This is a genomic window from Streptomyces lasalocidi (assembly GCF_005280215.1).
In the GTDB taxonomy this organism is placed as follows: Bacteria; Actinomycetota; Actinomycetes; order Streptomycetales; family Streptomycetaceae; genus Streptomyces; species Streptomyces longwoodensis.
In genome coordinates, this window is record NZ_SZNQ01000001.1 from 6,837,334 (window position 1) to 6,856,286 (window position 18,953).

Below are 18,953 nucleotides of genomic sequence, written 5' to 3' on the forward strand. Positions count from 1 at the left end.
GGTCGGTCGGTCGGTGCGGCGGCCCGGTTCCCGGTGTCGGCCCGGTGTCAGCCGAGGCCCACGTGGGCCAGGGCCTGGCGGAGGAGGAAGCCGTGGCCGCCCGGCATCTCGCTCAGGACCTCGGGCGAGGCCGCCTCGTGCGGGCTGAACCACACCAGGTCCAGCGCGTCCTGCCGCGGCCGGCAGTCGCCGGTCACCGGCACGATGTACGCCAGCGACACCGCGTGCTGGCGCGGGTCGTGGTACGGGGTGATGCCGACGGTGGGGAAGTACTCGGCGACCGTGAACGGCTGGAGGGAGGTGGGCACCCGGGGCAGCGCCACCGGACCGAGGTCCTTCTCCAGGTTGCGCAGCAGGGCGTCGCGGACCCGCTCGTGGTGCAGGACCCGGCCGGAGACCAGCGTGCGGCTGACCGTCCCGTCCGGGCCGATGCGCAACAGCAGTCCGATGCTGGTGACTTCGCCGCTGTCGTCGACGCGCACGGGCACGGCCTCGACGTACAGGATCGGCATGCGGGCACGGGCCAGTTCCAGCTCGTCCTGGCTCAGCCAACCGGGCGTGGTCTCGGTCATGTCAGACATTGCTTGATCATACTTTCAGTGTCCGGAAGGGAGCCGGTAGACCCGGCGGGCGTTGTCCGCTCCCGCCCAGCGCGCGAGGCGCAGCGCGTCGGACAGGTGCAGTTCGTCGGCGTCCACCCGGTCCTGGAGCAGGTCGCCCAGTCCCCGGCGGAACGCCAGCGCGCCGAGGTGGTAGAACTCGGCGACACCGTAGGCGTCGGAGCTGTACAGCAGTTTGCGGAACGGTGTGATCTCCAGCGCCTCCTCCAGCACCGCCCGCGCCCGCGCCGGACCCACGTGGTGCAGGGTGAGCCCGACGTCCAGGTACACGTGCTCGAACACCGCGGCCAGGTAGGCCGCCCGGCGCTGGTAGGGCCAGCAGTGCAGCAGCAGCACCGGGACGGCGCCGACGGTCGCGTGCAGCCAGTCGGTGAGCAGGCTGGGGTCGGCCCGGTGCAGCCGCAGGTCGGCGTCGCCGAAGCCGGTGTGCAGTTGCAGGGGCAGCCCCAGGTCCACGGCGGTCCACAGCAGGTGCCGCACGAGCACCGGGTCGTCGAGCCGGCCGCCGCGCGCCAGCCAGGCCCGGGCCGCCCGGGTGACCTCGGCGTCCGACGGGCGGGCCGGGTCCAGGTCGAAGCCGGTCCGGTAGGCGGCCACCGACTTCACCCCGACCACGCCCGGCCGGCGCACCGCCTCCAGCGCGGCCGCGCGGAACTCGTCCGCGTACGCCCCCGCGTCCACGCCCCGCGCGGCCACCGCCTCCGCGACCCCCTCCAGCCGTACGACCTCGTGGGCGGTGCCGCCCCCTGCCCGGGCCAGGGCGGCGGGCGGGGTCAGGGGCAGCGGGGCGTACCCGGTGTCGACGCAGAAGACGCCGGTGCGGGCGGCCGTCAGGAAGCGCCGGGTGACCTCCCGGGCGCCCAGCTCCGCGCGCCGGGCGACGTAGTCCTCGGGGGTTGCGTGGCGCGGCAGGTCGAGCAGGGGCGCGCAGTGGCGGCGGACGGCCACCCCGGCGGGCGTGTCGAAGGGGGACAGGCCCGGCCAGCGCTCGCCCTCGGTGAGCAGCGACTCGAACCCCGGCCCGTCGAGGTCGCCGGTGGCCACGCCGTGGCAGTGGTGGTCGACCAGGTCCAGTGCGGCCAGCGCCTCGTGGACCGGTCCCTCGGGGGCGCCCACGTCAGTACCGCCAGCGGTAGGCCGCCGCCACCCGCTCGTCGTCCAGCCCCGCCACGCCGGCCGACTCGCCCTCCCGTACGGCGCTCACCGCGTCCGCGAGCACCGGGCCGAGCGCGGCCCGCAGCACCTCGTCCCCGCGGAACGCGGCCACGGCCTCCTCCAGCGAGCCCGGCAGCCTGCGCACGCCCCGTTCCGCCGCCCGCGCCGCGTCGAGCCGCACCGGGTCGCCGGTCGTCTCCTCGGGGAGCCGCGCGCCGGACCCGACGCCGTCGAGTCCGGCGGCGATCAGACAGCCCAGGGCCAGGTACGGATTGGCGGCCAGGTCCACCGGCTTGACCTCCAGGTTGGCCTGTTCCTCGCCGTGGCCCGCGGTCCCCGGGACCAGGCGGATGGCCGTCTCGCGGGTCTCCAGGCCCCAAGCCGTGAACACCCCGGCCCACTGCGACGGCTTCAGCCGCAGGTAGCTCGCCGGGCTGGGCGCCGTGACGGCCGTCAGCGCGGGCAGCCGGCCCAGGATCCCGGCCGCGAACGCCTCCGCGTCCGCCGTCAGGCCGTGCCGGCGCTCACCCCCCGTGTGCAGGCTGCGGCCGTCGCGCAAGGCCGACAGGTGGACGTGGCCGCCGTTGCCGACCCCGCGCGCGGACACGGCGGGCGAGAACGACACGCGCAGGCCGTGGCGGCGGGCCACCGCCCGGATCGTCTGGCGCACCAGCACGCTGCGGTCGGCCGCCGCCACCGGGTCCAGCGCCCCCACCGACATCTCGAACTGCCCGGCCGCGTACTCGGGGTGGAGCTGGTCGACGTCCACGCCCTGGGCCACGCAGGCGGCGAGCAGGTCGGCGAGGCAGTCGCTCAGCTCGACCTGCCGGGTCGCGCCGTACGCCGGGCCGGTCGCGGCGGGCACGAACTCGCCCTCGGGCGCCGTGTCCAGGCCCACCGACCACTCGATCTCCAGGGCCGTCCGGAAGGTGAGCCCGTGCAGCTCCGCGGCCCGGGCGACGGTCCGGCGCAGGAACGTCCGCCCGCACCCGGGGTGCGGGGTGCCGTCCTGCGCGATCCGGTCGACGGGCGCCCACGCCCAGCCCGGCTGCGCGGCCAGCACCGTCAGGTGGTCGAGGTCCGGGTACAGCCGCAGGTCGCCGTCCGGGCCGCCGAGCACGTCCGTGGTGACGCTGCGGTCGTCGGCCAGGAAGGTGTCGAACACCGGGGACATGCCGACGCCCCACGCCGCGGCCGACGCCAGCTTCGCGGTCGGCACCGTCTTCACCCGGCCCACGCCCGCGGTGTCGACGTAGGCCAGCACGATCCCGTGCACGCCCCGCCCGGACAGCTCCCCGCTCAGCGCGGTCGCCCGCTCGACGTCGCCGGGGCGCCCGCCGGGCACCGGATCGGCCAGGGTGGTCATGGGCACGCGCCCCTTTCCGGGCTCCCGTCCACCGGGTTCCCGCCGGTCACGCGGCCCATTGTGCCCCCGGATGATCGGCATGTCCGGGAAATCGGGCGGGCCGGGGGGCCTGGGACGCCCAATGCAGTTGCCTTACGGCCGAGCCCCAGAGCTACTGGGCTGTCTCGGTCGGCTTCTGGCTCCAGCGCAGTTCGTTCACCGCCTCTGCTGCTTCCTTGCGGACCTCGGGGTGGGGGTGGTGAAGGAACCGCTCGACGATCGGCAGTGCCGCCTGGTCGTGAGTCGAACCGAGGATTGCCAGCACGTAGTCCAGGAGCAAGGGTTCGAAGCCATCCGCACCGACGGCGAGCGGCTCCACCACCCGGTAGGGAAGTTCGTAGTGCATGGAGGCGGTGCAGGCCGCGTGCAGCGATGACTCCCGCACCGGGTAGCTCTCATCAGAAAGCGCGACCGTGACGAGGCGCTCGACGGCCCGCTCGGCGTCATCCGGCGTCAGGCGGCCCGTCTCCAGCACGTCGCTGACGACATCGAGGCAGAGGTCCCGGCGGCCCGCATCGGAGCTGTTCAGCTCCTCCCAGGCCGATTCGATCAATGCAGTCAGTCCCTGGTATCCGTCCACGGCCAGACCTTAGGAGACGGTCGCCGCCTGGTCTCAGCAATAAATGACGGGGTCAGGGCGGTGAAACGGCCTGTGTTCCCTTCAGTGCCGGCCGTCCAGCCCTGCGGCTGCTCTTCGCCTTCGAGGTTGGATTGTGGGCCCATCGGCCGGGCTGGACCGTGTCGCGTCAGGCACGGGTTCTCAGGACGGGCCAGCGGTTCGGTTTCTTGATCGCGCGTGGGCAGTCCCGGTTGCGCCGGGTCGGAAGAAGGCGGCTGCGCGCCTCCCGCCCTGCCTCGGTGAACGAGCGCGTGAGCTTGGCGGTGGTGGCTCCGAGCTGGGACGGGATGCTGCGGCGGGCGACGCGGACGCACTTCAGGTAGGAGACGCGGTCGGCGTCCACCGCCGGGCGGGCGAGTTCTGCTGTGTGGGCGAACTGGCGGATCGCGTGGTGGACGGCGAGGTAGGCCGACAGCTCCTGCCGGACACCCTCTGGTGTCCGCTACCTGATCGGCCCGCCAGGGCCGAGGTGGTTCTTGATCTCGCCGAAGACGAGCTCGATCTCCCAGCGTTCCCGGTAGAGCGCGACCAGCTCGGCGGCCGGATACTGCTCGGGGTCCAGCAGTGTCGTACCCAGATGGGCGACCTTGCCCTCCTTGGCGAAGGCGATGACGCGGTAGATCACATGACTGGGAAGGGCCCGGCCCTCTCGCGCGGCGCGGAGCCGGACCTCCTTGCCTGGTCGCGCCACCGACAGGTACGAGCCATCCGGTAGTTCTTCCTGGGCGGTGCCGAGGTGGTTGGACTGGAGCCTGACGAGCAGATCAGCGCCCGCCACGGTGAAGACGTGCGCGAACTCGACCGATCAGAAGCCGCGGTCGGCAATGACCAGGTCGCCGGGGCCGGTGGAGCCGGCCAGTGGGTAGCAGAGGCTACGTTCGCCGTCGCGGTAGCCGCCCAGGCGGGCATCGAGGACTCCGTGCGTTCCGATCTCGGCCAGTACGACCGCTCTGACCTGGGGGAACCCGAATGGAATGCCCCCGGTGGTGGAGGGGCCCTCGAAGGTGTCGCCGTTGCTCGTCGAATCCGGAAGATCGAATTGGGTGCCGTCCAGGGCGAGGAGCCGCAGCCCTCGCCACCACGCGCCGGGCGTGTCAGCAGTGGCGAGCGGGCCGGTCACCTGCCGGAACACGGTCACCAGCACGTCCTCCCCGAGCCGGCACGAGCCCGGCACAACGACGACCGGTTCACCCGCGCGAGGGCCCGGCTGCCCGGGATGCCGCCGGTCAGCACCCGCAGCACCTCCTCGTACGACTCCCGGGCGAACAGACACAGGGCCAGGACGAAGTACACGACCAGCCGAGCCGGCAGGAGACGACGGCGCCGCTCGACTCGGTCGTGCTTGGCTATCGCCGCGTCCACCAACTTAGAGGTGAACACCTTCGTCAGGTTCCCGATCCGCACCCGCTGTCCCGCACCCCACCCCGTCACACGCGGGGCAACGGTCTCCGCAGCTCAAAAGCAACTGCATTGGCCTGGGACGCCCCCCGGTAGGGTGGCCGGGGCTCCCTCGGGTGCCGTACCGACGCCCCGCGCCCGCTCCCGGCAGAAGGCCCCGCACAGAAGGAAGGACATGCCCTACTCCGTCTCGCCCTTGAAGCCCTCCGCCTCCCTGACCGAGTCCGCGCCGCCCGCCGACATCCGGCTGGTGGTCACGGACATGGACGGCACGCTGCTCGACGACGACAAGCGCGTCCCCGCCGGCCTGTGGGACGCGCTGGCGCGGCTGCGGGAGCGCGGGGTGCTGTTCAGCCCGGCGAGCGGACGGCAGTACGCCACCCTGGCACGGGAGTTCGCCGAGGTCGCCGACGGCATGGTGTTCATCGCGGAGAACGGCACCTACGTGGTGCGTGACGGCGAGGAACTCAGCTCCGACCCGATGGACCGGGCCGTCGCGGCCGACGTGGTCCGGGCCGTACGACGCCTCGCGGCGGGCGGCGTCGACGTGGGCGCCGTCGTCTGCGGCAAGCGGTCCGCGTACGTGGAACGGTCCGACGAGCCCTTCCTGGCCGAGGTGCGCCGCTACTACCTGCGCCACGAGATCGTCGAGGACGTCACCGCCGTCGACGACGACGTCATCAAGGTGGCCCTGTTCGACTTCGGCTCCGCCGAGCGGACCACGGCCCCGGCCCTCGCGCCGTTCGCGGACACGCACCAGGTCGTCGTCTCCGGCGAGCACTGGGTGGACGTGATGAACCGCACCGCGAACAAGGGCGCCGCCCTGCGCCGCCTCCAGCGCGACCTCGGCATCACGCCCGCCCAGACGATGGTCTTCGGCGACTACCTCAACGACCTGGAGATGCTGGACGCCGCCGACTGGTCCTTCGCCATGGCCAACGCCCACCCCGAGGTGATCCGCCGGGCCCGGCACCTCGCGCCGTCCAACAACGACAACGGCGTCCTGCGCACCCTCGCCCGCGTCCTGGACCTGCCCCTGGACGGCGCCGGGACGGACGCCGCGTGAGCGCCCCGTCCGCCGTCGCCCGCCTCACCCGCGACCTCACCGACGGGCTGGACGGCGCGGACCTGGAGGACTTCTACCGCGACCTGCACCGCCACCCCGAACCGGCCTTCCGGGAGCACCGCACCGCCGCCCGGCTCGCCGAACGCCTGCGGGCCGCCGGGTACGAGGTCACCGACGGCGTCGCCGGGACCGGCGTGGTCGGCGTGCTCGCCAACGGGGACGGCCCGGTGGTGTGGCTGCGCGGCGACATGGACGCGCTGCCGGTGTCCGAGGCGACCGGGCTGCCGTACGCCTCCACCGTCGACGGGGTGATGCACGCCTGCGGGCACGACCTGCACGTGACCTGGCTCGTGGCGGCCGCCGAGGCACTGGCGGCCGGCCGGGACGCCTGGTCGGGCACGCTGGTCGTGGTCGGGCAGCCCGCGGAGGAGGCCGGTGGCGGTGCGGCGGCGATGGTCGCGGACGGCCTGCACGAGCGCTTCCCGCGCCCCGACGCGCTGTTCGGGCAGCACGTGGCGCCCGGCCCCGCCGGGTTCTACCCGCACCGGCCCGGCCTGGTGATGTCCGCCTCGGACGACGTCGACGTGGTCGTGCACGGGCTCGGCGGTCACGGCTCGCGACCCGAGGCGGCCGTCGACCCGGTGGTCACCGCCGCGTACGTCGTCACCCGGCTGCAGACCGTGGTGGCCCGCGAGGTCGCCGCGCGGGAGCAGGTGGTGCTGACGGTCGGCCGGTTCCACTCCGGCACGCAGCACAACGTCATCCCCGCCGACGCCCGCCTCGCGCTCAACCTGCGCACCCAGGACCGCCAGGTGCGGGCCCGCGTCCTGGACGCCGTGCGGCGGATCGTGGAGGGGGAGTGCGCGGCCGCCGGCTGCCCCCGGCCGCCGGAGGTCACGGTGGCGTCCGGCTACCCGGCCACCGTCAACGACGCAGCGCTGGATGCCCAGGTGGCCGCCGTCCACCGCGAACTGTTCGGCGACGGCACGGTGTTCGACGTCGGCCCGGTGATGGGCAGCGAGGACTTCTCCCTGCTCGCCCCCGCGGGCGTGCCCTACGACTACTGGCTCGTGACCTCGACACCGGCGGCGGTGTGGGACGCGGCGCCCGGCGAGGACCTGCTGACCAAGCTGGACCACGTGCCCGCCAACCACAACCCCCTGTTCGCCCCCGACCCGTCGGTCCTGCTGCCGGGCGTACGGACGCTGGTGTCGGCGGCACTGGCCCGGTGGGCGGACTGACAGCGGACGACGGGCGGGACAGCCGTACCTGACGAACCCTCAGGCAGCGGCTCTCCGTGCCGCAGCACGGCTCCGGCGTCCGCCGGTGGCGCGCAGCAGGTCGGCGCGCTCCGCCTCGTCGGTGCCGCCCCAGACGCCCGTCGTCTGTCCGCCGGCCAGGGCGTAGGCCAGGCAGTCGGCGATCACCGGGCACCGCGCGCAGACCCGCTTGGCGGCGGCGACGTCCTCCAGGGCCGGTCCTGTCGAGCCCACGGGGAAGAACAACTCGGGGTCCTCGCCCACGCAGGCGGCTTTGGTCAACCACATCATGCGGGCGCGGGTGTCCCGGGCCAACCGGTGCAAACACATCCGTGCGCGATGGCCCTCCCGGACCGGGGGGCGCGCCGCCCCGGGATCTTCCCAGCGGACCCGTGGGCGGTCTATAGTCCGAAACTAGCAGCGCTAATTAATCACGGCCGGCCCTCGGGCCGGGCACCGTCGGTAGGAGTCCTGTCGTGCGCCCCGTCCACTTCGCGGCCGCCCGCCGCACCCCCATCGGCAGACTGCGCGGAGCCCTGTCGTCCGTGCGGCCCGACGACCTGGCCGCGGGCGTGATCCGCGCGCTGGTCGCCGACGTCCCCGCGCTCGACCCCGCCCGCATCGACGACGTGTACTGGGGCGCCGCCAACCAGGCGGGCGAGGACAACCGCAACGTCGCCCGCATGGCCGCCCTGCTCGCGGGACTGCCCGAGTCCGTGCCGGGCGCCACGGTGAACCGGCTGTGCGCCTCCGGCCTGGAGGCCGTCACCACCGCGGCCCGCACCATCGCCGCCGGCGAGGCGGACGTCGTCCTCGCGGGCGGCAGCGAGTCGATGAGCCGCGCCCCGTTCGTGCTCGCCCGCCCCGACGAGGCGCTGCCGCACCGCGTCGAGACCGTCGACACCCGGCTCGGCTGGCGGCTGGTCAACCCGGCGATGAAGGACCTGCACGGCCTGCTGGCCATGGGCGAGACCGCCGAGGAGGTCGCCGAGCGGTACGGCGTCCCGCGCGAGCGGCAGGACGAGTTCGCCCTGCGCAGCCACCGGCTCGCCGCCGAGGCCCGCAAGAACGGTCACTTCGACGACGAACTCCTGCCCGTGAAGCGCCCCGACGGGGTGGTCGTCGACGCCGACGAGGGCATCCGCGAGGACACCTCGTACGAGAAACTGGCGTCCCTCAAGCCCGTGTTCCGCAAGGGCGGCACGGTCACCGCGGGCAACGCCTCGCCGATGAACGACGGTGCCGCGGGCCTGCTCCTGGTGAGCGAGGAGGCGCTGAACGACCTGGGCCTGGAGTCGCTGGGCCGCTACGTGGCCGGTGCCTCCGCGGGCGTCCACCCGGACGTCATGGGCATCGGGCCGGTCCCGGCGACCCGCAAGGCGCTGGCCCGCGCCGGGTGGGGTGTCGACGACCTCCAGGAGGCCGAGTTCAACGAGGCGTTCGCCGCGCAGGCGCTCGCCTGCGTCGACCAGCTCGGCATCGACCCGGACCTGGTCAACCCGACCGGCGGCGCGATCGCCCTCGGCCACCCGCTGGGCTGCTCCGGCGCCCGCATCCTCACGACCCTCCTGCACCGCATGCGCCGCACGGGCGCGGAGCGCGGCCTGGCGACGATGTGCGTGGGCGTGGGCCAGGGCAGCGCGGTGCTGGTCGAGCGGCACTGACCCCCGCACCCGCCGGGCTCAGGGACGGGCCTCCTGGGGCTTCCACCCCCACGCGGTGAGCATCCCGGCCGACAGTGCGGCACAGTCCGGCGAGCCGAGGTAGCGGACCGCCTCGTCGACGGCCGCCGTGTCGACCAGTCCGGTGGCGAGCATGGCCGACCTGCTCCGCTCCCAGGTGTCCGCCCAGAACCGGCTGAGGGCAGAGCCCGGGACGAGCGGCGGTACGTGCACCTCGGCGGCGACGGCGCCGAGCCCGGCCTCGCGCAGCAGGTGCGGGTAGGACGGCACCCACGTGACGTCCGTGCCGATGGTGTCCCTCAGCCCTTGCCACATCGCCGTCATCGCCGTGGTGTGCGGCGTGGCCGGCGTCCGGTCGCCGGTCAGGTCGACCGCGTCGCTGAGGACCAGGACGCCGCCCGGTTCGACCAGTGCGGCCAGGTCCGCGATCATGCGGCGGTACTCGGGCAGGTGCATCAGCAGGAAACGGGCGTGGACGAGCCGGAACCGTCCGCTGACGAACCCCGCTGCGGTGACGTCGGCCTCGCGGACGTCGAGCCCGGGCACGCGCCGCGCGGTGAGGAAGCGTGCGTCGCGGTCCACGGCGACCACGCTCGTCACCCCGCACTCCTGGAGCAGGCGCAAGGACACGGTGCCGGTGCCCGCACCGACGTCCAGGCAGCGCCATCCCGGGCCCACACCGAGCGCCTTCAGCCGTGCGACGGTGATGTCGTCGTAGGCGAGGGCACCGAAGTCGATGCGCTCGCCCTCGCCGCCCTGGTCGGGGCGGAAGACGGCCTCGCCGTAGCGGCCACCGCCCGGCGCGCTCGCGCCGTCGGCGGCGGTCACGGGGCGACCGCCGTCACGCCGGGACGGCCGTTCCGCCGTCGGGACAGGCGTCGAACCGGGGCGTCGTCGGGGGAGTGCGGCACCGGGCCTCCAGGCGCGGGGGAGCGGGAGCGGACGGCCCGGAGCGAGGCCGTCCGCCACCGATCCTCCCCCGGCAGCCGCCCCCACCGCCGAGGCGCGCCGCTCCGCACCGGAACGGCCGCCCGGTGGGCCCCGACGAGCCGGGGACGGGGCCACTGGGCGAGACGGAGGCGACCCGGGTGGATGCGTGCGCATAGCATCGGTGCCCGCATGAACATCATCTCCTCGTGGCACATCACCGGCTGGGAGTTCGCCGCCCTGGCCTTCGCGGCCCTGCTCGTCGGCTTTTCCAAGACCGCCGTCAGCGGCGCCAACACGGTCAGCCTCGCGATCTTCGCGGCCGTGCTGCCCGCCCGCGCCTCCACGGGCGTGCTGCTGCCGGTGCTGATCGCGGGCGACGTCCTCGCCGTCCTCACCTACCGCCGGCATGCCCACTGGCCCACGCTGTGGCGGCTGTTCCCGGCGGTCGCGGCCGGCGTGGTCGTCGGCACGCTGTTCCTGGTGTGGGCCGACGACGCGGTCGTACGGACCTCGATCGGCGCGATCCTGCTGCTGATGGCGGGCGTGACCGTCTGGCGGCGCCGCACGGCCGAGCGGACCGACGACCCCGACGCCGTGGTCACCCGCGCCGGCCGCGTCAAGGCCCGCTCCTACGGCGTCCTGGGCGGCTTCACCACCATGGTCGCCAACGCGGGCGGCCCGGTGATGTCGCTCTACCTGCTGTCGGCGGGCTTCCGCAAGCTCGGCTTCCTCGGCACGTCCGCGTTCTTCTTCCTCATCGTCAACGTCTCCAAGGTGCCCTTCAGCGCCGGACTCGGCCTCATCGACGGCCGCTCACTGCTCCTGGACGCCGCGCTGGTCCTGTTCGTCGTCCCCGGCGCGCTCCTCGGCAAGTGGGCGGTGCACCGCATCGACCAACGGCTGTTCGAGCAACTGGTGATCGCCGCCACGGTGGTGGGCGGACTGCAACTGCTGCTGCGCTGAGGGCCGTCGGGCAGGTCGGTCGGAGCGTGCCTCGCGGATGCGCTCCAGCCACTCCCCGGCCAGGCGGTGCCCGTCGGGGAACCGGTCGTCCCGGTCCCACCGCCATGCCGTGACCATCGCCAGGACCAGGGTCCGGCAGGCGCGCACCAGGCCCTGGTCGAGCCCGCCGTAGTGCGCGGCGACCTCCTCGGGGGCGTGGGCGACGTCGAAGGCGACCGGTCCGCGGCAACACGTCTCCAGGTCGACGAACAGGGGGTCGCCCCCGGTGGCGAGCAGGTTGCCGGGGTGCGGTTCGCCGTGCAGCAACTGCTCGGCGCCGCCGTGCTCGACGATGGTGCGCCGCAGGTCGCGCAGCGTGCCGGCGAGCAGCGCCCGGTCGGCGTCGGCGAGGGCCGGGGTGCGGTCGCGGTCCGCCACGAGGCGCTGCGCCTGCGCGACCCGGTCCGTGAAGTGCGGCACCGGCACGTCGAGCGTGCGCATGCCCAGGTGCAGCCGTTCCAGCGCGTGGGCGTAGTCGCCCGGTGCGACCCCGTCCGGCGCCACGGGCGCGTAGTACGTCCACAGCGTGACCACGAAGCCGTCCCGCCCGAGGACCCGCGGCCCCACCCGGGGGTCGGGCACGGCGACCGGACAGCCCGACGCCGCGAGCCGCTCCGCGAGGTCGACCTCGAACCGGGCGACCTGCTGCGCCTCGGGCGCCACCCGCGCCAGCACGTCGCACGGCAGCAGCCGCAGCGTGAGCTTGTTCGAGTCGTGCAGGACGGCCGCGTCCTCCACCGTGAGCCCACACGACACGGCGGCCGCCCGGGCCGCGGCCACCGCGCGCCGTCCCTCCGCGGCCTCCACGCCCGTCCGCCCCCCTCTTCTTGGATTCCTCTCGGACTGCCCTCCGGACCTGCCGCGCCTCAGGCGGTCGCGGGGGCCGGTGCCGGGACGTGGGTGCCCGTGCGGAAGGCGGCGGCCCAGTCGGACGTGGCCCCGACGCCGCCGAACGTGTAGAAGTGCAGGCCCAGTTCACCGTGGCGGCCGGGGTCGTGGCGCTCGGCCAGGGTGTGCACGAACCGGTCCGGGCCGGCCGTGCCCATCAGGTTGGTGAGCGAGAAGCCGTACTTCTTGGCGATGCCCGCGCTGGTGCCGACGCCGAAGCGCGCCGCGTACCGCAGCAGCCGCCGTATCCCGGCCGGGCCCGGCACGCCGACCCGCACCGGCAGGTCCACGCCCCGCGCGCGGACGGCCTCCAGCCAGGCGAGCACCGGCTCGGTGTCGAAGCCGAACTGGGTGATCACGCTGCCGGCGAGGCCCTCCTCGCGCAGGACGGCGGCCTTGTCCTCGATCGCCGACCACAGCGCCGGCTCGCTGATCGCCGGGTGGCCCTCCGGGTAGCCGCTGACGCCGACGTGCCGCACGCCGTACTCCTGCAGCAGCCCCGAGCGCAGGACGGCGAGCGCGTCGTCGTACGGGCCGAGCGGGACGGTCGGGTCGCCGCCGACGACGAAGACGTGGTCGGCCGCGTCGGCGTCCCGCAGGGCCGACAGGTACGCCTCGAGTTCCGCGCGGGAGCGCAGCCGGCGCGCGGACAGGTGCGGGACGGGCACGAGCCCGAGCCGACGCACGGCCCGTACGGCGGCCAGGCGCAGCTCGGTGTCCTCGGTGCCGAGGAAGGTGACGTTGACGCGGGTGCCGTCCGGGATCGCGGGGCGGGCCGCCTCCAGCGCGGCCACGTCCTTGCCGGTCATCTCCAGGGAGAAGCCGTCCAGCAGGTCACCGGCGGCCGGGCGGGGGAGAGGGGCGACGACGTCCATCGATGTGCGCTTCCCGTCCCTCGTGTCGTGTCGTGTACGTGCGGCCGTGACCACGGTCCGGCTTCGCCGCCGGACCGCGGCGCACAGGTTAACAACCGGCCGCGCACGGCCCTTCCCCCGCGTCCGGTGACCCGGGCCACCCCCGAGGCACCGAAGGGCACCCCCTAGGCTCGGCGCCATGTCCCCGCACGTCCTGATCCTCGGCGGCACCACCGAGGCCCGTGAGCTGGCCGCCGTCCTCGCGGCCCGGCCGGGCGTCCGTGTCACCACCTCGCTGGCGGGCCGGGTGTCCCGGCCGGGGGCGCTCGACGGGGAGGTGCGCACCGGGGGGTTCGGCGGTGCTCGGGGGCTGGCCGCGTGGATCCGCGACCAGGACGTGGCCGCCGTCGTGGACGCCACGCACCCCTTCGCCGCGGGCATCACCGCGAACGCGGCCCGCGCCGCGGCGGCCACCGGGATCCCGCTGGTGGCGCTGCGCCGCCCCGGCTGGTCGCCCGGCCCCGGCGACCGCTGGCACGACGTCCCCTCCCTGGAGGCGGCGGCCGCGCTGCTGCCGTCCCTGGGCCGGCGCGCCCTCCTGACCACGGGACGCCTGGGCCTGGCCACGTTCGCCCACGTCAGGGACGTGCACTTCGTCGTCCGCTCGGTCGAGCCGCCCGAGCCGCCGCTCCCCGCGGACACCCGGCTCGTCCTCGCGCGCGGTCCCTTCACCCTCGCCGACGAACTGGCCCTGCTGCGCACCCACCGCGTGGACGTCCTGGTCACCAAGGACAGCGGCGGAGCCGCCACGTCCCCCAAGCTGGCGGCCGCCCGCACCCTGGGCCTGCCCGTCGTGGTCGTCCGCCGCCCCGCCCTCCCGGACGGCGTGACCGCCGTACCGGACGTGGCCGGCGCCCTGGAGCGACTGGGCTTCGCCGCGCGGTGACCGGACGGCCCGCGGCGGGCGCCCCTACGGGCGTTCCGGGTTGCGGCGCAGCAGGTACGTGTCCATGATCCAGCCCTTGCGCTCCCGGGCCTCCGCGCGCAGCCGCTCGATGCGGGGCGCGGCCTCGGCGAGCGGACCGGCGACCAGGATCTCGTCCGGCGTGCCGATGTACGCCCCCCAGTAGATGTCCATGTCCTCGTCGGCGTACCGCCGGAAGGCCTGGTGGGCGTCCAGCATCACCACCACGTCGTCCACGCCCGGCGGGAAGCCCTCCGCAAGCCGCCGCCCGGTGGTGATCTGCACCGGCCGCGCCACGCGGTTCAGCCCCGTGCGGTGCCGGGCGACGAGCGCCGAGACACTGCTGATGCCCGGCACGACGTCGTACGCGAAGTCCACCGTGCCGCGCTGCCGGACCTCCTCCAGGATGCCGATCGTGCTGTCGTACAGCGCCGGGTCGCCCCACACCAGGAACGCGCCGGTCTCCGCCTCGCCCAGCTCCTCGGCGATCAGCCGCTCGTAGATGTCCGCGCGGGCGCTGCGCCAGTCCCCGACGGCCGGGGAGTACGCCGAGTCGCCCGCGGTGCGGTCGCGCTCCGGGTCCCGGGCCTCCACCACCCGGTACGTGCCCTCCGGCACGTGCGTCGTGAGCATGTCCCGGCGCACCTGGGTGAGGTCGCTCTTCACCTCGCCCTTGTCCAGGACGAAGAACACGTCCGTGTCGCGCAGCGCCCTGACGGCCTGGAGGGTCAGCTGGTCCGGGTCGCCCGCGCCGATGCCGATGACATGAATGGTTCGCACGCACCGAGTCTGCCGTACGGCACCGACCGTGACCGCACCGGTCCCGCACGCGCGCGGGAAGCGGGCCGGGGCGGGTCAGCGCAGGTGGGGCGCCCGGGCCCGGGCGTCCACGGGGGCGTCCGTGCGCTCGACCTCGCTCGCCAGCGCCCGCGCCCAGGCGATCACGCCGGGCAGGTCGATCCCGTGCGGACGCGCGTCCCCGTCCTGCGCCGCCCACTCCTCGGCCGCCCCGGCGCCCCGGCGCAGCAGCCGGGCCCCGCCGGTGCGGTTGCCGCGGGCCGCGTGCGTGAGGCCCACGGCCAGCTGGGCGAGGCCGCGCCACAGCGCCCGCTCTTCCTGCGGGCCCGACTTCCAGGCGTCCTCGAAGACCTCGTGCGCGTGGAACGGCTTGCCCGCCGCGAGCAGTTCCTGCGCCTCGGCGACCGTCTGTTCCGGGGTGCGCACCACGCCCTCCGGCTGCCGCTCCACCCCGGGCGCGCCGTACGGCAGGGGCCGCCCCAGCCCGTCCCGGGGCCGCGCGCTGCGCGCCCGGCCCTCCTGGTCCCGGTCCCGTGCGTCGCCGTCCGTCGCCCTCGTGCTGCTCATACGGCGATTGTCCCGCCCGGCGGCCCCTTTCGGCGCACCGCCCGGTGTGGGGTAGAGTTCGGTACGCGCGATCACGCGGCTCCGGCCGCGGAAGCGCACCGGGACGTGGCGCAGCTTGGTAGCGCACTTGACTGGGGGTCAAGGGGTCGCAGGTTCAAATCCTGTCGTCCCGACGGTGCGAAGGGTCTTCGCGGGCAGCAGCCCGTGGGGGCCCTTTCTGCATGCCCGGCCGGCCGGTGGGCCGGCCCGGGTCCCTGACCGCGTCGCGTTCAGCCGAGCGGCACGCCCGTGTGGTGCTCCAGCGCGTGCAGCAGGCGGTCCTGGAACTCCTCGTCGAGGGCCGCGGGATGCGGGTCCCGGGTCCGCCGGTGGTACCAGTAGCCGCCGGTCGCGGGGGTCACGTCGGGGTGGGTGGCCAGCCAGACCTGGGTGCGGTGTCCGGCGACCAGGTCGTCCGGCGCGCCCGCGCCGCCCATGCGCGTGGGCACCCAGCCCGGGTCGACCGCGTGGCTGGTCGTCCCCGGCCAGCGGGACGCGCACGCCTGCGACAGGGCGGTGACCCACAGCTTGGTGTCGCTGTAGGAGGCCGTGCCCCGCGTCAGCCGTCGCAGGTCGGTGGAGCCGGAGCGGTGCATGCCGCTGCTGAGGTGGATCAACCGGGACGGCTTCTCCAGCAGGGCGGTCAGGACGTACGGCGCGACCGTGTTCACGGTGACCGTCTCGGGGCCGCTCAGGACACCGGCGTTGTGGACGACGACGTCGAAGCGGCCGAACGCGGCGGCCTGGCGGGCGGCGTCCTCGATCTGGTCCGGCACGGAGAGGTCGCCGACGACCACGCCCGCCCACCGGCCGGGATCCGCCGTGTCGCCGAGCCGGGCCCGGTTGCGGACGTGGACGACCACGTCGTGCCCCTCGCCCGCCAGGGCCTGTGCCGTGTCACGGCCGAGGCCGGTGGAGGCGCCGGTCACCAGGATGAGCGCCATGGCCGCGTTCTCCGCTTTCTCTGGGTTCTCTCGGTTCTGTCGGTTCTCTCAATTCTCTCGCTTCTCTCGCTTCTCCCGTCCCCCCGTTCCCCTCAGGGACCGGGCGGGGTGGGGCGCAGGGCGAGGAGGGCGATGTCGTCGGTGCTGCCGGCGCCCAGGCCGAGGATCAGCTCGTCGCAGAAGACGTCGAGGGGCGCCCGGGCGAGGGCCGCGGTGTGCCGGCGCAGACGGGTCATCGAGTCGCTGAGGGATTCCCCCGGGCGTTCGATCAGGCCGTCGGTGAACATCAGGAGGGTGGAGTGGGCCGGCAGGGCGTCACGGGCGGTGGGCCTCGGGAAGCCGCTGTCCACGCCGATGAGGAGACCGGAGGCGGTGTCCAGGTAGCGGGTGTCGCCGTTGGGACAGGTCAGCAGCAGGGGGAGGTGTCCCGCGGAGGAGTGGTGCACCTCCCACGGGCCGTCGCGGGGGCCGGTGACGACGGCGTAGGCGCAGGTCGCGGTGGAGTGCGGGTAGAGGGTGAGGGTGGCGAGGTCGAGGCGGCCCAGCACCTCCGAGGGCCGGTCCTGGAGGTCGACGGCGATGCCGCGGAGCATGTTGCGCAGCTGGCTCATCGTCACGGCGGCGTTCAGGTCGTGCCCGGACACGTCCCCGATGACCAGGGCCGTGTCGCCGTCCGGCAGGGTGAAGGCGTCGAACCAGTCGCCGCCGACCTGGGCGGTCGTACTGGACGGGGCGTAGCGGGCGGTGATCTCCATCGACGGGATGTGCGGGAGGCGGGGCAGCAGGGAGCGCTGGAGGCGTTCGGCCGCGGTACGGGTGTGCTGGTGCAGACGCGCGTTGTCGACGCTCAGCGAGATGCCCTGGACGAGGTCGGCGACCAGGAGCGCGTCCTGCTCGGTGAAGGGGGCGTCCTGGCCGGTGCGGACGACGATCAGGGCGCCCAGCACCTCGCGGCGGGCCCGCAGCGGGGCCATGATCGTGCTGCCGGCGCCGAGCTGCTGGAACAGCTCCAGCTGCCGGGCGTCCAGGGCGCTCTCCGCCTGGTCCGGCGTGGGGACGTCGGTGATCAGCAGGGGTCCGGCGCCGTTCAGCACCCGGGCCAGCGGTCCCCGGGCGTTCTCGGACACCGGGGGCAGCCTGCCGAGGTCCACCCCGGCACTGAGGGCCTGCGGCTCACGGTGCACGACGCAGATCCGCTCGGCGTCGCCGTACTCGTCGAGCAGGTCGACCACGCACCAGTCGGCCAGCCGCTGGGTGAGGACGTGGCACACCCGGCGGAGCCCCTCGCGCAGGTCGAGGGTGCTCGACAGCGCGCTGGTGGTGTCGGCCAGCAGGCTCAGCCGCTCCCAGGCCCGCGCCGCCTCCGCCCCGCCGGCCAGCGGCGCCGCCACCGGACCGGTGTGCAGCCGTAGGGAGGGCCCGGTACCGGGGGGCGGCACCGGCCGCTCCTCCCCGGGAGCCGTGGCCCGGGGCATGAACTGGCCGACGTGCACCGTGCGGCCGTCGACCGCTTCCTGACTCTGCACGTGCAGGCGCACGGGGACCAGGCTGCCGTCGCGGTGCAGCGCCGGCAGCGGGATGGACCGGCCCATGATGCGGGACCGGCCGGTCAGCTGGAGCGCGGTGAACCCGGCCCGATGGCGCTCGCGCAGGTGTTCGGGAATCACCACCGTCAGCGGCCGGCCGATCAGTTCGTCGGTCTGCCAGCCGAGCAGGTCGCCCAGGGCGGCGTTCGCCGCGATGATCCGGCCGGCGTCGTCGGCCGCGACCGTCGGGACACCGCTGTCCTCCAGGTCGCCGGCGTCCCACGGCGCCAGTTCGGCCGAGGCGGCGTCCGGCACACCGGGCAGCAGGGTCCACGCGGTGGGTGTGCCCCCGGAGAGCTGGGTGACCAGCTCGTCGAGCACCCACTGGTGGTGGCCCCGCACGTGCGGCGGCGCCGGGAGGGTCAGCAGGGCGCCCAGCTGCGCCGCCGCGTCGCCGTGCTCGAGCACGTGCCGCAACGTGTCCACGGCCGGCGCGACGTCCAACGGGAACGCCATGTCCAGGGTCACCGTGGCGCCGCCGGTGACCGTCTCCTCCAGCGCGGACGCCGTGCACGCGTTGAGGACGCCGGCCACGTCGGCGGCGGCCAGCAGCTCGGCCCGCGACACCCCGGCGCGGTCCTCGATGCCGGAGGTGAGGGCCAGCTCGCGCAGCATGTCGTCCCCGTGCTGCTGCGCCGCGCGGAACAGCACGCGGGGCACGTCGACCAGCTTCACGGTCGCGGTCCGGCCCCGGATCGGCGCGGACTCCCACCCGGACGTCGGGGGCGCCGGGGCCTTTGGCCACAGCTCGAACCAGACCGTCTTGCGGCCCTCGCCCGGGTGGGCGCCGTGGCTGGACGCCAGTTCCTCGACCACGGCGAGGCCCCGTCCGGCACCGGCGTAGGGCCTCGGCTCCCGCGGCACGAGCGGGCGGTCCGGCCGGCTGTCGTCCACGCGCACCCGTACGTGTCCCTCGTGCGCCCAGACGCGCACCTCGACCTCGGTACGCGCGTGCAGCACCGCGTTGGTCACCAGCTCGCTGGTGAGCAGCTCGGCGGTGTCCACCACCTCCGGCGCGTCCGCACGCAGCGCCGACCGCACGAACCGCCGGGCCAGCGGCACGCTGCGTGCCTCCGCGGGGAAGCACCGGAAGAGGACGGCGGGCGGACGGGAACGATCCATGACGCTATCCATCCCGCCGTGCGGCGCGGATCTAACTCACCGGTGCGGTGACCCG

Annotated in this window: 19 protein-coding genes, 1 tRNA gene and 1 pseudogene; 6 read left to right on the forward strand and 15 right to left on the reverse strand. The window is 74.7% G+C overall.

The annotated features are described in order from the left end of the window. Positions 1–47: 47 nt before the first annotated feature. The 7 genes from E4U91_RS30865 to E4U91_RS30895 all read right to left on the reverse strand — a co-directional run bounded on the left by E4U91_RS30865 (position 48) and on the right by E4U91_RS30895 (position 5,230). Positions 48–572, reverse strand: a complete 525-nt coding sequence (locus E4U91_RS30865; protein ID WP_067233402.1) for an NUDIX hydrolase family protein — start codon at positions 570–572, stop codon at positions 48–50. Between the two features lie 24 nt (positions 573–596). Beyond that, positions 597–1,736, reverse strand: coding sequence for an amidohydrolase family protein (locus E4U91_RS30870; RefSeq protein WP_137309849.1), 1,140 nt, complete (start codon positions 1,734–1,736; stop codon positions 597–599). A gap of 1 nt (position 1,737) precedes the next feature. Further along, a complete protein-coding gene (locus E4U91_RS30875; RefSeq protein WP_137309850.1) occupies positions 1,738–3,141 on the reverse strand; it encodes a type I glutamate--ammonia ligase in 1,404 nt (467 codons plus the stop codon). Positions 3,142–3,292: 151 nt separating this feature from the next. After that, positions 3,293–3,760, reverse strand: a complete 468-nt coding sequence (locus E4U91_RS30880; RefSeq protein WP_137309851.1) for a HEAT repeat domain-containing protein — start codon at positions 3,758–3,760, stop codon at positions 3,293–3,295. A 481-nt stretch (positions 3,761–4,241) separates the two neighbouring features. Further along, positions 4,242–4,577 (reverse strand): transposase, encoded by a 336-nt coding sequence (locus E4U91_RS30885; protein ID WP_137309852.1) that lies wholly within the window; start codon positions 4,575–4,577, stop codon positions 4,242–4,244. A gap of 27 nt (positions 4,578–4,604) precedes the next feature. Continuing rightward, positions 4,605–4,943, reverse strand: a complete 339-nt coding sequence (locus E4U91_RS30890; RefSeq protein WP_137309853.1) for a hypothetical protein — start codon at positions 4,941–4,943, stop codon at positions 4,605–4,607. Then, a complete protein-coding gene (locus E4U91_RS30895) occupies positions 4,934–5,230 on the reverse strand; it encodes a transposase domain-containing protein (RefSeq protein ID WP_137309854.1) in 297 nt (98 codons plus the stop codon). Before E4U91_RS30895 ends, E4U91_RS30890 begins: the two co-directional genes overlap by 10 nt. A gap of 142 nt (positions 5,231–5,372) precedes the next feature. On the opposite strand from E4U91_RS30895, the gene E4U91_RS30900 reads away from it, so the two are divergent. Then, the gene (locus E4U91_RS30900; protein WP_137309855.1) at positions 5,373–6,263 is read left to right on the forward strand and encodes a Cof-type HAD-IIB family hydrolase; all 891 of its coding nucleotides are present in this window, start codon (positions 5,373–5,375) and stop codon (positions 6,261–6,263) included. Beyond that, positions 6,260–7,504, forward strand: coding sequence for an amidohydrolase (locus E4U91_RS30905; protein WP_137309856.1), 1,245 nt, complete (start codon positions 6,260–6,262; stop codon positions 7,502–7,504). Before E4U91_RS30900 ends, E4U91_RS30905 begins: the two co-directional genes overlap by 4 nt. Before the next feature lie 39 nt (positions 7,505–7,543). Here E4U91_RS30905 and E4U91_RS30910 read toward each other — a convergent pair whose 3' ends face one another. Continuing rightward, positions 7,544–7,813: a WhiB family transcriptional regulator gene (locus E4U91_RS30910; protein WP_137309857.1), complete on the reverse strand. Its 270-nt coding sequence runs from the start codon at positions 7,811–7,813 to the stop codon at positions 7,544–7,546. A 185-nt stretch (positions 7,814–7,998) separates the two neighbouring features. Between E4U91_RS30910 and E4U91_RS30915 the strand changes: the two genes are divergently transcribed. Further along, a complete protein-coding gene (locus E4U91_RS30915; RefSeq protein WP_137309858.1) occupies positions 7,999–9,186 on the forward strand; it encodes a thiolase family protein in 1,188 nt (395 codons plus the stop codon). An 18-nt stretch (positions 9,187–9,204) separates the two neighbouring features. Here the strand turns inward: E4U91_RS30915 and E4U91_RS30920 are convergent, their stop codons facing one another. Further along, entirely contained in the window at positions 9,205–10,032 is an 828-nt protein-coding gene (locus E4U91_RS30920) for a class I SAM-dependent methyltransferase (RefSeq protein ID WP_137309859.1), read from the reverse strand. A gap of 291 nt (positions 10,033–10,323) precedes the next feature. Here E4U91_RS30920 and E4U91_RS30925 point away from each other — a divergent pair, with 291 nt between their 5' ends. Continuing rightward, entirely contained in the window at positions 10,324–11,097 is a 774-nt protein-coding gene (locus tag E4U91_RS30925; protein ID WP_137309860.1) for a sulfite exporter TauE/SafE family protein, read from the forward strand. Between the two features lie 27 nt (positions 11,098–11,124). On the opposite strand, the pseudogene E4U91_RS30930 reads toward E4U91_RS30925, so the two are convergent. Both E4U91_RS30930 and E4U91_RS30935 read right to left on the reverse strand, forming a co-directional pair. Continuing rightward, a pseudogene (locus tag E4U91_RS30930) lies at positions 11,125–11,943 on the reverse strand (phosphotransferase); the annotation flags it as partial. Positions 11,944–12,002: 59 nt separating this feature from the next. Next, positions 12,003–12,899, reverse strand: a complete 897-nt coding sequence (locus tag E4U91_RS30935) for a methylenetetrahydrofolate reductase (RefSeq protein WP_137309861.1) — start codon at positions 12,897–12,899, stop codon at positions 12,003–12,005. A 178-nt stretch (positions 12,900–13,077) separates the two neighbouring features. Between E4U91_RS30935 and E4U91_RS30940 the strand changes: the two genes are divergently transcribed. Further along, positions 13,078–13,824 (forward strand): cobalt-precorrin-6A reductase, encoded by a 747-nt coding sequence (locus tag E4U91_RS30940; RefSeq protein ID WP_137309862.1) that lies wholly within the window; start codon positions 13,078–13,080, stop codon positions 13,822–13,824. Positions 13,825–13,848: 24 nt separating this feature from the next. Here the strand turns inward: E4U91_RS30940 and cobF are convergent, their stop codons facing one another. Further along, on the reverse strand, positions 13,849–14,622 hold the full coding sequence (gene cobF, locus E4U91_RS30945) for a precorrin-6A synthase (deacetylating) (protein WP_137309863.1): 774 nt from the start codon (positions 14,620–14,622) through the stop codon (positions 13,849–13,851). 75 nt (positions 14,623–14,697) lie between these two features. Continuing rightward, a complete protein-coding gene (locus E4U91_RS30950) occupies positions 14,698–15,207 on the reverse strand; it encodes a DUF309 domain-containing protein (protein ID WP_137309864.1) in 510 nt (169 codons plus the stop codon). A 99-nt stretch (positions 15,208–15,306) separates the two neighbouring features. Here E4U91_RS30950 and E4U91_RS30955 point away from each other — a divergent pair. Next, positions 15,307–15,380, forward strand: a tRNA-Pro gene (locus E4U91_RS30955). Positions 15,381–15,476: 96 nt separating this feature from the next. Here the strand turns inward: E4U91_RS30955 and E4U91_RS30960 are convergent. Together E4U91_RS30960 and E4U91_RS30965 are read right to left on the reverse strand one after the other, a co-directional pair. Next, complete coding sequence (locus E4U91_RS30960) at positions 15,477–16,190, reverse strand: SDR family NAD(P)-dependent oxidoreductase (RefSeq protein ID WP_137309865.1); 714 nt, start codon at positions 16,188–16,190, stop codon at positions 15,477–15,479. Positions 16,191–16,282: 92 nt separating this feature from the next. After that, the gene (locus E4U91_RS30965; protein ID WP_137309866.1) at positions 16,283–18,898 is read right to left on the reverse strand and encodes a SpoIIE family protein phosphatase; all 2,616 of its coding nucleotides are present in this window, start codon (positions 18,896–18,898) and stop codon (positions 16,283–16,285) included. Between the last annotated feature and the right edge of the window lie 55 nt (positions 18,899–18,953).